Annotated in this window: 13 protein-coding genes and 1 pseudogene; 6 read left to right on the forward strand and 8 right to left on the reverse strand. The window is 32.2% G+C overall.

The features are described 5' to 3' along the window. The first annotated feature begins 10 nt into the window (after window positions 1-10). Entirely contained in the window at window positions 11-568 is a 558-nt protein-coding gene (frr, locus tag AACL09_RS02865; RefSeq protein WP_339048816.1) for a ribosome recycling factor, read from the forward strand. Window positions 569-929: 361 nt separating this feature from the next. Here frr and AACL09_RS02870 read toward each other — a convergent pair whose 3' ends face one another. Further along, window positions 930-2039, reverse strand: a complete 1110-nt coding sequence (locus tag AACL09_RS02870) for an ATP-binding protein (RefSeq protein ID WP_339048818.1) — start codon at window positions 2037-2039, stop codon at window positions 930-932. 220 nt (window positions 2040-2259) lie between these two features. Between AACL09_RS02870 and AACL09_RS02875 the strand changes: the two genes are divergently transcribed. The 4 genes and pseudogenes from AACL09_RS02875 to AACL09_RS02895 form a co-directional block, all read left to right on the forward strand. Then, the gene (locus AACL09_RS02875) at window positions 2260-2598 is read left to right on the forward strand and encodes a hypothetical protein (protein WP_339048820.1); all 339 of its coding nucleotides are present in this window, start codon (window positions 2260-2262) and stop codon (window positions 2596-2598) included. 10 nt (window positions 2599-2608) lie between these two features. Then, window positions 2609-2920 (forward strand): IS630 transposase-related protein, encoded by a 312-nt coding sequence (locus AACL09_RS02880; protein WP_339048434.1) that lies wholly within the window; start codon window positions 2609-2611, stop codon window positions 2918-2920. An 81-nt stretch (window positions 2921-3001) separates the two neighbouring features. Then, window positions 3002-3484 carry an IS630 family transposase gene (locus tag AACL09_RS02885; protein ID WP_339049005.1) on the forward strand — a complete coding sequence of 161 codons (483 nt, stop codon included), beginning with the start codon at window positions 3002-3004 and terminating at the stop codon, window positions 3482-3484. Window positions 3485-3627: 143 nt separating this feature from the next. Beyond that, window positions 3628-4378, forward strand: a pseudogene (locus AACL09_RS02895) (IS256 family transposase); the annotation flags it as partial. 578 nt (window positions 4379-4956) lie between these two features. On the opposite strand, the gene AACL09_RS02905 reads toward AACL09_RS02895, so the two are convergent. Together AACL09_RS02905 and AACL09_RS02910 are read right to left on the reverse strand one after the other, a co-directional pair. After that, on the reverse strand, window positions 4957-5124 hold the full coding sequence (locus tag AACL09_RS02905; RefSeq protein WP_339048822.1) for a hypothetical protein: 168 nt from the start codon (window positions 5122-5124) through the stop codon (window positions 4957-4959). 73 nt (window positions 5125-5197) lie between these two features. Next, window positions 5198-8473 (reverse strand): glycoside hydrolase TIM-barrel-like domain-containing protein, encoded by a 3276-nt coding sequence (locus AACL09_RS02910; RefSeq protein WP_339048824.1) that lies wholly within the window; start codon window positions 8471-8473, stop codon window positions 5198-5200. A gap of 258 nt (window positions 8474-8731) precedes the next feature. Between AACL09_RS02910 and AACL09_RS02915 the strand changes: the two genes are divergently transcribed. Continuing rightward, complete coding sequence (locus tag AACL09_RS02915; protein WP_339048826.1) at window positions 8732-9979, forward strand: hypothetical protein; 1248 nt, start codon at window positions 8732-8734, stop codon at window positions 9977-9979. Between the two features lie 170 nt (window positions 9980-10149). Here AACL09_RS02915 and AACL09_RS02920 read toward each other — a convergent pair whose 3' ends face one another. Genes AACL09_RS02920 through AACL09_RS02940 form a run of 5 tightly spaced genes read right to left on the reverse strand, consistent with a single transcriptional unit; the run spans window position 10150 to window position 13931 of the window. Further along, window positions 10150-11151, reverse strand: a complete 1002-nt coding sequence (locus tag AACL09_RS02920) for a COX15/CtaA family protein (RefSeq protein WP_339048828.1) — start codon at window positions 11149-11151, stop codon at window positions 10150-10152. Next, window positions 11148-12722: a glycosyltransferase family 2 protein gene (locus AACL09_RS02925; RefSeq protein WP_339048830.1), complete on the reverse strand. Its 1575-nt coding sequence runs from the start codon at window positions 12720-12722 to the stop codon at window positions 11148-11150. Before AACL09_RS02925 ends, AACL09_RS02920 begins: the two co-directional genes overlap by 4 nt. Continuing rightward, window positions 12722-13201: a hypothetical protein gene (locus tag AACL09_RS02930; protein WP_339048832.1), complete on the reverse strand. Its 480-nt coding sequence runs from the start codon at window positions 13199-13201 to the stop codon at window positions 12722-12724. Before AACL09_RS02930 ends, AACL09_RS02925 begins: the two co-directional genes overlap by 1 nt. Continuing rightward, a complete protein-coding gene (locus AACL09_RS02935; protein ID WP_339048834.1) occupies window positions 13201-13698 on the reverse strand; it encodes a hypothetical protein in 498 nt (165 codons plus the stop codon). Before AACL09_RS02935 ends, AACL09_RS02930 begins: the two co-directional genes overlap by 1 nt. Beyond that, window positions 13698-13931, reverse strand: coding sequence for a F0F1 ATP synthase subunit C (locus tag AACL09_RS02940; protein WP_339048836.1), 234 nt, complete (start codon window positions 13929-13931; stop codon window positions 13698-13700). The genes AACL09_RS02935 and AACL09_RS02940 overlap by 1 nt, the downstream gene beginning before the upstream one ends. Window positions 13932-13934: the final 3 nt, after the last annotated feature.

Raw genomic sequence — 13934 nt, forward strand, 5'->3', positions numbered from 1 at the left:
AGGTTAGGAAATGTTGGATAACATTAAAAATACTACTAAAGAGAGGATGGAAAAAACTATAGAAGTCTTCTCAAATGATATTAAGGGTATACGTACAGGTAAGGTAAACCCATCATTTTTAGATGGAATTACTGTGGATGTTTACAATGGTAATTTAAAATTAAGTCAAGTTGCATCAGTTTCTGTAGTTGATAATAAGACTTTATTAATCAATGTTTGGGATGCAAGTGTTATAAGTTCTGTTAAAAATGCAATATTGAACTCAAGCTTGGGCCTAAACCCAACAATAGAAGGTAGTGTAATACGTGTAACTTTGCCTGAACTTACTGAAGAGAGCAGAAAGAAGTTTATTAAGTTAATGAATGAATTTGCTGAAAATGCCAAAATTGCAGTCAGAAATATACGTCGTGATATTATTGACAAAATAAAAAGTATGGAAAAAAACAAAGAGATATCGGAAGATGATGCCCGTGATATTAATGATCAGATACAAAAAATTACCAATGACAGCGTAGGAAGAATAGAGAAACTATTATCTGTAAAAGAACAAGAAATATTAAAAGTATAGTAATTATTGTACATTAGGTATAGAAGAGGAAATTATACCAAATAACCCTAAAAATGCGATTATAGATCATTCTTAGGTAATTTTGCTGATTTAAATTCAAAATCAAGCTCAAAACAGTGTTTAACAGATGAAGGAAAATACCCTATAAGAAAAGCTTGCATCCTTAAAAATTGCTTAATTGTAATTTGATAATCTGTTAATATCAAAGATGATATCTTGTAGAAGAAGCAAAGTATGGTATCAACATTCAAAATTAGGCAGTAGGAGTAGAGTATTTTCTGGCACCAGGATAATACGCCTCTTCATAATTCACCAGCTTTTATTTGTTATTTTCTCGTTTGACTTTTTTAGATTTCTATTTTTACGTTAATGCCGTATAAGAAACCATTTCTTCCGTTTGTACATGTACGTCTGAGAATGATCTCACCATATCTCTTTCTTGGTTTAGCCTTTGAAATGTGCGATTAAAATCTTCCATATTAACTGTAGAACATCCTTGTTCAACTGCGCAAATTTTTGCCTCATTTACCAATTGCTCCAACTCAGCTCCCGAATACTCTTTGGTTCTTTTTGCGACATCTTTAAGATTTAGCTTCTGATCAGTCTCTGTATCTTGCATATAAAGCTCCAATATTTTTTGCCTCGCCTTTGTGTCTGGATTAGGTATAAAAACTTTCTGACCTAAACGTCCAGGTCTAATAAGTGCTGGATCTATATCGTCGATAAGGTTAGTTGCACCAATCACTATTATACCTTTTCTACTCTCAAATCCGTCTATTGCAGTTAATAATTGTGTTAAACTCTCTCGACAATGATAAGCTGAGTTGTTAATGAAACCCCCACTTCGCTTTGGAGCAATTGCATCTATTTCATCTATAAAGACTATACAAGGGGAATATCTTTTTGCTGTTTTAAAAAGTTCGCGTACAGCATGTGCACCATGACCAACATACACTCCAATAAGTTCAGAACCTGAAATACTTATGAAGTTCATATTCGATTCTCCTGCAACTGCACGAGCAATAAGAGTTTTGCCATTCCCAGGTGGACCATATAATATATAACCTCCTAGTGAGGTGATACTTTTGCTCTTAAACATCTTGCGCATTTCTTCTGTCATTTGGTTGCAGCAAACCATCCGTAATCGTTGTTTTAAGGAGTCATCTACTACAACATCAGCAAATGTTATCTTTTTATCACCTGAATTAGCTAATTCTATCGAAATAGGCAGCTCTATTTCCTTCATTTTACTGAACACTTGATCATATACGAACCACACCATAAAAAGCAAAGTAACTAATAATACAACAGGCATAGCCTCATTGATATAACGTGCAGCTAATTCATGCCCTTTACTGAGCAAAATTGAGTGCAAGTAGGCAAATAAAAAAGTAATAGAGACGATAATTGCTATGCATATTAAGCAGAATAAAATTCTTTTTAATAATTCTGAATTTTTAACTTTTTTCATCTTAGTACCCCCTATACTAATGAATGCTATCAACTAATTTTTTAAATCTTTTTATTCATTATTCTATATATTAATATAGATATATTGTCACAATGTCAATTTTCCTACAAAAACTTATCATTATGTTAGAGAAGATAGTACTGAATTAGAGCGCGTAGTTAATCTTGGTGATGAAACTGTATCAGGAAGGGATATTGTAGAATTTATAGCACTTAATTTAGTGCTGGAATTACGCTATATTGGCGATTCTTACCGTAATAAGCTTTTATCTAACCCAATTCTTGCAAATGTTGAGCCAGCTATTGATATATTATTTAACTCAAATATTTTTGAAGCAAAATTACCTGTTAAATTACCATTAGATAAGAATGCTATAACCATTACTTCATATAAACCAGATTGGCTAGATTCTCATAAAAATGCACATTTAATGCACAATGCTGCAAAAAACGGTGATATTGAACAAATTAAAAAATTACTTGCGCAAGGGATTCATGTAGATATCAAAGTAAGTGATGGAACTCCTTTATGCTACTATAGTACTTTCAAAAACAAATGATAAAGGTATAATGAGCATTTTGGGGAATGAAGGAAATGGCGTACAGCGTGGATTTACGGAAAAAGCAGTATCTTTGGTTAAAAAAGGAAAATCAAAAGCTGAGATTGCGGAGCTTTTTGAGGTGGGGATAGCGACATTATATAGGTGGCTAAAAAAGAAAGCTGCTGGTGAAAGTCTGAAACCAACGAAACCCAGTGGTTTCATACGAAAAATAGACCCACAAATGCTTGCAGAGTATGTAAAAAAGCACCCAGATCATACGCTAGCAGAGATGAAACAGAACCTTGGTTTCGGAATAAGTGCAATTTGGTATAACAGCTAAAAATCACATTAAAAAAAAGTCACAATTTATCGAGAGCGAAGTTATGAGGATAGACAAAAATTTATTAAAAAGATCGCCAAAATAGACCATTCGAGCATTGTGTATGTAGATGAAGCTGGAGTTGACAATAGGTTATATCGGGAATATGGAAGAGCTTTGCGAGGAGAGAAAATTTATGCGGATATTTTAGGTAAAAAACGCCAAAGAATTAGTATGATAGGAGGTTGGATTGAGAAAAGATTTATCGCACCAATGACTTTTACAGGTGGATGTGATAAGGAAGTGTTTAATATGTGGTTAGGGCAAATATTACTGCCACAATTGCAGCGTGGCACCACAATAATTATGGACAATGCTACTTTCCATAAAACTGCCAAAACAAAGGAATTAATAGAAAGCGCATATTGCCATCTGCTCTATCTTCCTACATATTCTCCAGATTTGAATCCCATTGAGCACTGTTGGCATACAATAAAAAGTTGGCTAAGACCTAGAATGTATCAACAAGAAAACTTATTACTTTTTTTTGGTAAAGCCATTACTGAAGCTTATCATTTAGTTTAGAATATACTATAATTGGAAAAGGAGGAACTGCTAATCAAAAAGTTACTAGAGGCTAGTTTAGAAGGTGAAATACCTATCAAATGAAGATGAAGAAAATAATCGTAGGAATGGCAAAAGTTCAAAGACTATATACAGATTCAGACTCGTTTGAGCTTATAACGCCTCGAGATGGAGATTTGAGCCACAAAAAAAAGACAGACTAATTTACATCCTGAACTTGAAGCAAAAATTCTTAGTATGTTTGCAAGAGTTATAAAATCGCATATCGAAGAAATTATAAGATATCAGCAGCAGCAATATTACAATTACCAATGAGTGGCGCAGTCGGTCATATTTACCCAATAATTTGTATGGTTTTTCAAAGTAAGCAAATTCGTCATAGATCAAAAAAAGAGGTTTTTATTTGGCTGAAAGCGAGGGTTTTGGTTAGGAGTATTGAATGATCTCAAAGTGTAGAATAATTGCCAGCATAGATGGGCTCAAAAGCTTTCCATAAAGAACCAACGCAGAAGTGCAATTGTGTATAATGCATCAGATAAACTAAAATATGTATCCAGCAAAATGAATGATTTGAAGAAAAGCTTCAAATAGAGAAATAGCTGAAAATTTGAGCTGGAAGAAAAATGGGAATGTAGTGGCAAAATAATTGGGAAACTGGCTATTTTAAGTACTCAGATCCTGTTAGGCGGATAGTTTACACTACCAATCCCATAGAGGGACTGCACAGGCAAATCAGGAAAAAACCAATTTACCAGTACAAATGCCTTGTACAAGCAATTATACTGTGCTATAAAAAAGATAGAGCAAAATTGGACTATACCAAATTGGGCTTTAACCATCTCTCAACTTGATATTTTCTTTCCTAATAGATTAAAAATTCAGTTGAGTTTTTGACACAGTTTGTTGAATACTCCCGAAAAACATTAAATCAGGATTCTGATAGTATATTTAAATTCTTCTGTCAGTTAATTCGTCATTGTCAGATTAAGTGGTGTCTAGTACATGTAAACGTTTTAGTTCAGTTTGAATACCCCTAATTTTCTAGTTTGTCTCAGATGAAGAATGAGCTGCTTATCTGACTCCTTGACCTTTTGTAAGGGTGAAGTTTTATGCCTACTACTGAGATCTACTAACCCCTTTTTACCTAACTCTTTATAACGTTTGTACCATTTACGTAAGGTAAATCGCGCAATACCATAATATTCTTTCCTGCATGGCCCAATTTTTTATATAACTCTATCCAATTCAGACGTAACTTAACCTTAGAATCCATTCATTGGTGTGTTTATTTTTTATGATTGTAATAAGGTCTATAAACTATCTCAATTTTTATTTAATCTTACATCTTTATTGTAATAACCTTTATTAATCACACATTTGATGTTACGTAAATTGGCTACTTAATTACTTTCAAGACAGGTTCTTACTGTTTCATTAGCATCTCTTACTTCTATGCCAGTTCCGAAAGAGATCTATACTTCTCTATAGCACATTCTTGATGTTCGCTCAGCTCTCTCAGTGTTACCTTTCAGCACATCTGTATCCAAGTTTATTTTATACTTTAATTTATGATCAAACTGCGATTGAGTTACATCATTAGTGGAAAGTTTAGATATCCTATTAGATAAAGTAGTTAGCATAATTATCCCCTCTATTATTCATAATTATACTTAAACAAGCATATTATGCATGTTAACTATAAGCGTATGCATGTCAAATTTTATCTGGTAACTTAAATTCTAACGCTTTAGCATCATCGACTGACCTACCGTAAGTTACTGCCTTAAAAAAAAGTGATTTTCCCATCATTGATGATTTTATATCCATATTGATGATTGATTCATTGAGTAAAACGAACCCTTCGCCTTTTTGGTGGCTTTTCATATATTTTTCTGTCCCAAATTTTCCTCTAAGCAATTTGCTCAGTCTATACCTGTTTTTACTGATAAGTTCAACATTATGAAACTCAATAATCTCATCACCCACAAATGCCAAATTAGCTTGATCTAAAACGGTTGAATAATTTAATACTATCTCTATCTCATTTTTTTCATCGAGAGCTCCAATCTGTCCTTCATCCAAATAATTTATGACAAAGCCGTAGATCGAAGGTTGATTAGCGTTTGCAATAGCTTTATAATTTTGCCCATTATTTTCTGACATAAATATGATTGCACCACGCCAATTATCTTCTACTCTGCCAACTACTAGTTTTATGTGATCTTTGTCATATGGCAGATACAATATTTCCAAGTATGTACTGCTTAAATGCTTAGGCAAATTTGCATTAGCTATTTCTCCTTTTACTGCAGGAAAGGAAAATTGATATATCGAGCTATTGTAGCTCATTCCTTCAATCTGCAGAGATAGGCTACCCGTTTTTATTTTAGTTATTCTTAAAACATGCTCTTCTTTGTCGTTTTTGACCTTGATAATATCACTTGGCGAAAGCCATAAGTATTTTATCGGTAAAGTAAAATTGTATATATTCCTTTCCTGCCAGAAATTACAAAGCATAACTTCAGCTATATTCTGTGCCTGATTTTCTTCGAGGACTAATGGGATTTCCATAGTAGTAGTATTACCGAAACTACTACTATTTGAAAGTTGTGCATATTTTACATTAACTTGATAATCAAGTATTCTACTAATATATATAACATTAACTTTACTTTTAAGTTCTATTATTCGTTCAATACTAATCAAATTTTGCCCACTATAGCGCGTATCTGGCACGATATCATCTGTAGTAACAAATATGTCAGCTTCTCTGCCTCTATGAAGAAAGAGTAGCTTACGGTCTTGCTGAATGATGTCGAAAAAGTATGCATTTTGTAAAATTTGAATTATTGAACGCAGAGGTTGCCTGTAGTTTATAACATATCCATGTAAAAATCCTCTCAGCATACTTACATCGAAATTCTTCTGATCTATTCCTGATCTTTGTAATATATCTGCTATAACGGTATCTATTTCTAATAATGAAATTTTACCCTGTATCCAATGCCCGGTTTGCCAATTGCCACAATCGGCCCAAACTTTACACAAATCGGGAAAATAAGGATATGGTCTTGCATCCCATGCCCACAAGAACATTTTTTCTACCATCTCTGAGTTATACCATTTTGCTAAAGTGCCATCTATTGCAGTTCTTTGTGTATGAAAATCCACATTTCCTTGTGAATAATATGGGTATTTGCTATCAATACTGCTTTGATCTATGAACGCATTTGGCTGATTGCTGCAGCCATCAACACTAGGGAAACCATATTCAGTGAACCATATCTTTTTCATTTTTGGCTGCCATTTGGTTGTTTTACCATCTGGATTTATATGATGTTTGCTCCACCATTCTTCAATATTTTTCCAAGCAAAGCGGCCATCAGTATAATTCGTTTTGCCAGTTCTATTTTTTGGATCTAAATAGAAATAGTCATAACCTTCACCACTTATCCACCCCTTTTCTATATCATGTTTTGTATAACCAAAAGTTGGTTGACGTCCATCAGTGAGTGGGAAGTAGGCATCAATACCAATAACGTCTATGCTGTCTGAAGACCACAGCCCATCCATATGATACCATCCATCTGATGAATGATACTCAGTCCAATCTGCAGCATACGTAACTATTGCATTATTTCCCAACTTTTGCTTTACTTGCTCTGCAAGTTTTACAAATTCTGTAATAGCAGGGTAATCGCCACTATTATCTTTTATCTTGGTTAGGCCAATAAATTCAGAACCAATAATAAACCCGTCTATTTTACCTTGAAAAAGTGTTGAGTAATGCAATATAAATTTATTATACTCTACAAAAAAGCTATTTACATCCTCAGATAGACCAGTTAAATATCCCCGCCAAGGCTTAGTGGGAATATCTATAAGTAGCATTGGGTAAAGCATAACCTTATAACCTCTGCTGTGCAGTTCTTGTATGCATCTAAGCAACGCTACATCACTTACAGTACCACCATATCTTGGGTTACCTTGACTATCTTTTGAGATGATCTTAGCTTTACTTCTTGTTATCTCTCCAACTTGCCAATCATCTAGAATTGTTACTGAATCATATTGAAACTCAACTGCAGGATATATTTTGCAATCCTTTATATCTAAATTATTGGCAAACCAATTTACAACTACTGATACCCATTCAATATTTGGTAGATTCATTTTTAGCTGCTTTAAGGAGAGCATAAAATCTGTTTCGCTACTATAGTTATGATGATTCACCCTTTGAGTTGGCCCATAAGTAATGTTTTTATCACCTACATTCTCCTGAGCTATTTTCATCTGTATTTTAGTATCGTAGACAAATTCTCCAGAACCTGGTATGAGGTTTACGTTTTTTATTCGTGCTACAACTGAAGAGTTGTTAATTTTTGGCAGTGACGTAACTTCAAACGTAAAATTTGGTACGCGATTGCTATAATCTGCTAAAGGAAAATCTTCAATGACAATATAAGCTAAGCCTCTATAAGCTGGGCTACTACCTTCTATAGATTCAATAAATGGATCAGGCTCTTGATCTTCTGTGCCCTTATAAAGCTTAAATCTTATCTCATCTGCAGTTAAAAGTTTATCGTTAGCCCAGATTTTGGTTACATCCTCTATTTCTCCTTCGCATATACCAATTGCAAGAGTTGCAAAATAACTATAGCTTACGTAGCTGTCTGCTTTGCCAAACCCAAGTATACTGGCAATTTTTGCATCTTCAGAACGTACTTCCTTAATTGGTTGTGCCCATATTATATTCCCTGCAACACGTGCAGTGCCGTAGATAATTGGAATCATCTTTCCATAAGTTGAGGTTTGAATGTTTAAATCTTTAATCCTGGATCCGTGTTTTGTATTATCAAGACCAAACAGTGCACTGTCTATTCTTGAGCCAAGTGCAGCGCCAAGTTCTGCACCGATAAATTGGCCTATCATTCCCATAAAGGAACTACCAATACTGCTGCCAATTGCAGATAATATTATTGTAGACATAAGTGTGAAATTTGTAGTATGAAAATTCTGTAAAAAGGCATTTGAAAATACCTTTAGCTAAAACTATTGAAAGTTTAAGTGAGAATTAAATAGGTAGGAAACAAAAAATAATCTTTATGCGTAACAGCAAGCAGAGTGATTTTTGATATTGCTTGCTTATTAATATTTTAATGACAAAATAAGATTAATTTTAAAATCTAATTTAGCTCAAGAAAAGTAAGCTTTTTAGTCATGATATATAACTTAGGGGGTTGTTATATGCATTATTTAAAACGCATCTGGCAGTGGCTTAAAAACGTTATATCAAAAATTTTAACCTTCTTTGGTTTTTTAAAACCTAAAGCTTCTACTGTAGGCAATATCAAAAAATCTAATAGCAATACTACATATAAGCAAGGGAACGAAATAGATTTGAGTAAAACGAAGCAAAGTATTAATATCGACAAATCTGACAGCAGTACTACTTGTAAACAAGAGAATTCTACAACCTCAAGTAAAGTAGGAAATGGTGTACAAGAAATTATTGATGGCATCGATCCTGAAAACATTGAAGAGTTTAAAGATTTCTTTACAAGCCCAAACAATCCAGGTTGGTATACTTCTGAAGGAATTCTGATTTCACTATTTGATTTGCTTTTAGATTCTTGTCGCCATAAGGAAAGACCTGTGATTCTCGTACAAGGGGCTAACTTTAACCCTAAGCCGCTTTCTTTATCCGAAGAATTCGAAGAAATATCTAAGTTGTATAATAAGAGAAACATTCTTTATATCAGACTTCATCCTACAGAAACACCAGGTAATGACGAGCGACATTGGATAATCTTTTACTTCTTTAGAGAGAACAAGCAGAATAAATTATTATTTGTTGATTCCTTAAGCCAAGGGAGAAATTCAAAAGATATTCAAAAAATCTTAGAATCTTTTTTAAAGGAGACAAAACGCAGTCTGCATGTTTCTATTACTAAAATTCAACAAGACGGCTATTCATGTGGTTTAATTGCATCTGAAGTTACAAGAATGATATACTTAAGTCACGTAAATATTGGAACCATTGATGGTAACTTTATTAATCTTGGTGACTTCTTACCTAGTTGTGAGTTGAATCAATTAATTACTTCTTGTGAGAAAAAAGGCAAAATTAATTATGGAGGAACAGAGTATAGCCTTAATGCTAGCGATTTTAGAGCGGCGCATAATTCAGTTGCATTAAAATTTGGTCTTGCTGGCAATCTTCTTGCTTCAAATTCTCAAAAGCAGATTTCTTTACATCAAATATTAAATGGCGAAAAAATAAACTACAATGAGGCTAGAAAATTGGTAAAAAAACATGGTCTCAAAAAAGAAAGTACAGCATTGGTAGAAAAAATAAAAGAGATTAGAGTGGTCTTTATTGGTAAGGCAGATGATGTAGAAGAATTTTCTCAAGGTATTAAAGCATTAAGTCAAGCTCATGTAGAAAATATTGGATCTAATGAATATTATTCTAGCAAATCTAATACTTTCTAAAGAGATAGCGACAACTTTGCCGACGTGGTTTTATACCGGCTTTTTATGAAAAAATAGATGATTAGCAATAATATTATGTATTGAATGCATGTATTCTCCTGTAAAAAAGTTTTGCTTTTCCCAACACAGCTTTTAACCAATAGATTGTATTTCATTTTTTCCTATTCCTATTAACATTTATTTTGTTGCTTTACGCATTTTAGAACATATAAGTTCATTGCGAACGATATAAAAGCAAATACCTGATGTGCTGAGGCAAAAACTATCGGTACTTTTAGCAATAGAGTTATTACTCCCAAAGTTGCCTGTATGATAAGGCACAGTAGTAGTATAAGTAAAGACTTCATTTTTTTATTTTTTACTACTATAGATATAGCTATAATTATTATTATAAATGCTAAATTTCTATGTATAAATTGTACTGCTACACTATTTTGAAAAATATTGAGCCATTTTGGCTCCATAAAAAATAGATCCTGTGGTATGATTTGATCGTCCATCAGTGGAAAAGTATTATAAATAAGTCCTGCATTAAGCCCAGCGACAAAAGCACCGTATATTATTTGTATAAAGGTTAAACTTAAGATTAATATCAAAAGCACTACATTGTTGATGCTAACTTCTACTTTATTTTTTTGATCTGTTACGTATTCTACAAATTCTAACCACAGCATAGAAAAAATCATAAGAGTCAAGGCCAAGTGTATGGCCAATCTGTAGTGGCTAACATGCGGCTGATTTACTAATCCACTTTTTACCATGTACCACCCAGCACAACCCTGTATAAGCCCTAATATAAAGATTATGGATAATTTTATAACTAGCGTTTTGGGCAACTTTTTTTTTATTAAAAAGTAGATAAATGGTATGCAAAAAATAAGACCAGTAATTCTAGCAAATAACCTATGTATATATTCTATTAAATAGATTTTTTTGAAATCCCCCATATCAATATCATAATTAAAAATTTTATATTCAGGAGTTTTCTGATATTTTTCTTTTTCCAAAAGCCATTGATTTTTATTAAGTGGTGGCAATATTCCTGTTATTGGTTTCCACTCAGTGATTGATAGGCCAGCTCTTGTAAGTCTTGTAACCCCACCAATAAATATCATTACAATGATCATTATGCAGCAAAAAAAAAGCCAAATAGCTACTGGCTCTTTTTTCATAAATGAAACCCATGTTTGGTTTTATTCCAACGCTGAGGGGATTTTATTAACTCCCATAAAGCAATAGCACTAGCAACTGAATGTAGCAGCCAATATATTGGAAAAATGACAGCTAATAAATAAAAATTTGCTTTCATTTTTTTCTCTTTTATTATAGCAAAAAGAGTTACAGTGTTTATGATATACATAAAAGTAAGATAATATAAAAACACCTGATTTAAGTATTGTACAAGTATAAGAGATGTAAATAAAAATGGAGTGGTGAAAAAAGTAAAAGCTGTACTTCCAACGAAGAGATTTAATAACAAAATTCCTTTTAGCCCAGTTGCTTTATATAACTGTTTCAAATTTTTCATATGGACAATATAAGTTTTAACATAGCCCTTTATCCAACGAGCACGCTGTTTAATCCAAGCAAATATATTGATTGGTGACTCTTCTAAAGTTTCTGAATCGATAACTTTAGTATAGTATCCCATTGCAGCAAGTCTTAAACCAAGGTCAGCATCTTCAGTAACATTATATGCGTCCCATAAATATACTTTTTTTAAAGCTTCCATCCTAAAATGATTACTACTACCGCCCAGGGGTATTGGTATATTAATTTTTTGCATACCACGTAACAGATAATGAAACCAACTAATATATTCTAAAGAAAAAAATTTTGTTAAAAGATTACAATCATAATTGTAATAACCAAGTTTTGCTTGCACACATGCCAATTTACTATCTCCTTGCTTAAATTCAGCTAAAGCTTTCTTTAGCTGCAGAGGATCTGGTATGTCATCAGCATCGTAGATAACAACGTATTCTCCTTTGGAAAAGCATAGGGCGTAATTACATGCCTTAGATTTTGTTTTAGGAAACGAATTTGGCACTATAATAGTTTCAAAATTTTCTGGTAAATTAAATTCCTTTAAGTTCCATATAGTTTCTTTATCATCTTCCTCTATTATAAGTTTTATATCTAGTTTAGATTTTGGATAGTCAATGTTATTTATATTATCAATTAGCTGCTTAATAACTTTATTTTCATTTAAAATAGGTAAAAGTATTGTATATACTGGCAATTCGTTACCATCCTTATACTTTGAGCTTGCTTTTTTATTGCAAAAACCAAGCAGAATTATTATGTACCGAAATAATGTACTAGAAGCGGAAATAAATAATATGATTAGTAATGAAACTGCAGCAAAACCTTTTGTTAAAGCTAAGATAGAGATGAGGAGAGTAAATATTACATAGGTTATAGTACCAAACTTTATATCTTTAGCTGAAAATTTATCGTTTTTATAGTATAAATAGTTCGTTGAAAATTCTATATAACCAAAAAAAGCGTTAAGAGAGCTAATAATTTTATTATAATCTGATTTAAATAAAATGAAATTATTGCTATATTTTCCTTTTAACCATCTTATAACCAAGTGATCAATATCACTTACTATGATAAAAGTAATATTATTTAGCCTTTGCCAAGGTAGTAAACCAAATTTATAATAGTAAAGTTTATCATTGATACCCCAAATATCGTAATCTAACTTTATTTTTGATATATCAATTTCTCTGCACATTAATGCAATTTTTTACTTAAATCGCGTGATAAAGAAGAAATAACCTCGCTGTTATTGTTTTCATTCCTTACATATTCTTGAATCAATTTTTCTGCTGTCTTTGCTGCAATTACTACTGAATCAGACATTAACTTTTGCACTGCTTCTGAAATTTTATTATCTATTTTAGAGATAATAAGATCTTGATAGTTATCAAGCATCTCTTCTATTTGTTTTTCTTTATTTTTTATTATTAAGTCTGCTTCATAATTAGCATTCTCTATAGTTTTTTTTATTTCTTCTTGAATATTCTCATTTTTTAGCAGTATCGAATTCAAAAAAGATAATGATTCCTTTTCGATGTTTAAAGAATTCTCTATTTCTGTATGAACACAGCTACGTTTTTTGCTCAAAAAATTACTAACAAATTTATAACCAGGTTTGCATCCAAATGCGCAAACCATAATAAATGCAAGAAGAATAATTGATGATGCAGACATTATAATAAACCTTTTTTGAATAACGAATTAGTAACAATTTTTAATTTGTCATAATCTTCAATATGAGAATTAACCAATTTTTCGTAATAGACTGCAGCCAAAGAAATTGCTATCTCCACAAGTTGATTATGCATTTTTATCTTATAATTTTCTATTTCCTTATCAACTAAATCTAGCATCTCAATAGCTTCAGCATTTAATAAATTTTTCATGTTATACTCTAAGAGTTCAGCTTTTTTGACTGCATTACTTATAATTTTTGATGCCTCTAATTGTGCCTTTTGTAGGATTTGCTTTCGATTCTTTATCTTATCTTCAGCAATAGCACAAAAAGAAGATGCATTACCTATTGCTTTGTCCATTGCTTCATATCTTCTCTTTATTACAGTTTCAATTTTTGGCAGAACAAGATGACTTAATATCAGATACAGTAAAAAGAAGAAGATAGTAAACCAAAATAATTGTGATAAATAAGTGGAGAAATCCAATTGTGGCATTATTTAACTGCAAATATCAACAATAATATAATTACGAATGCAAATAACCCTAATGCTTCAACTAGGCCTGCAGCTGGATAAACATATTTTTTTAATTGCTCTTCAGCTTCAGGATTTCTTGCTATACCATTTAACATATTGGAAAATATACTAGCAACACCAAGTGCAGCTCCTCCCATAACAAACGCAACTAAACCAATTGCTATATATTTCAAAGATTCTGAACAAAGCATAAT

Source organism: Candidatus Mesenet endosymbiont of Phosphuga atrata, from assembly GCF_964020175.1.
Taxonomy (GTDB): Bacteria; Pseudomonadota; Alphaproteobacteria; order Rickettsiales; family Anaplasmataceae; genus Mesenet.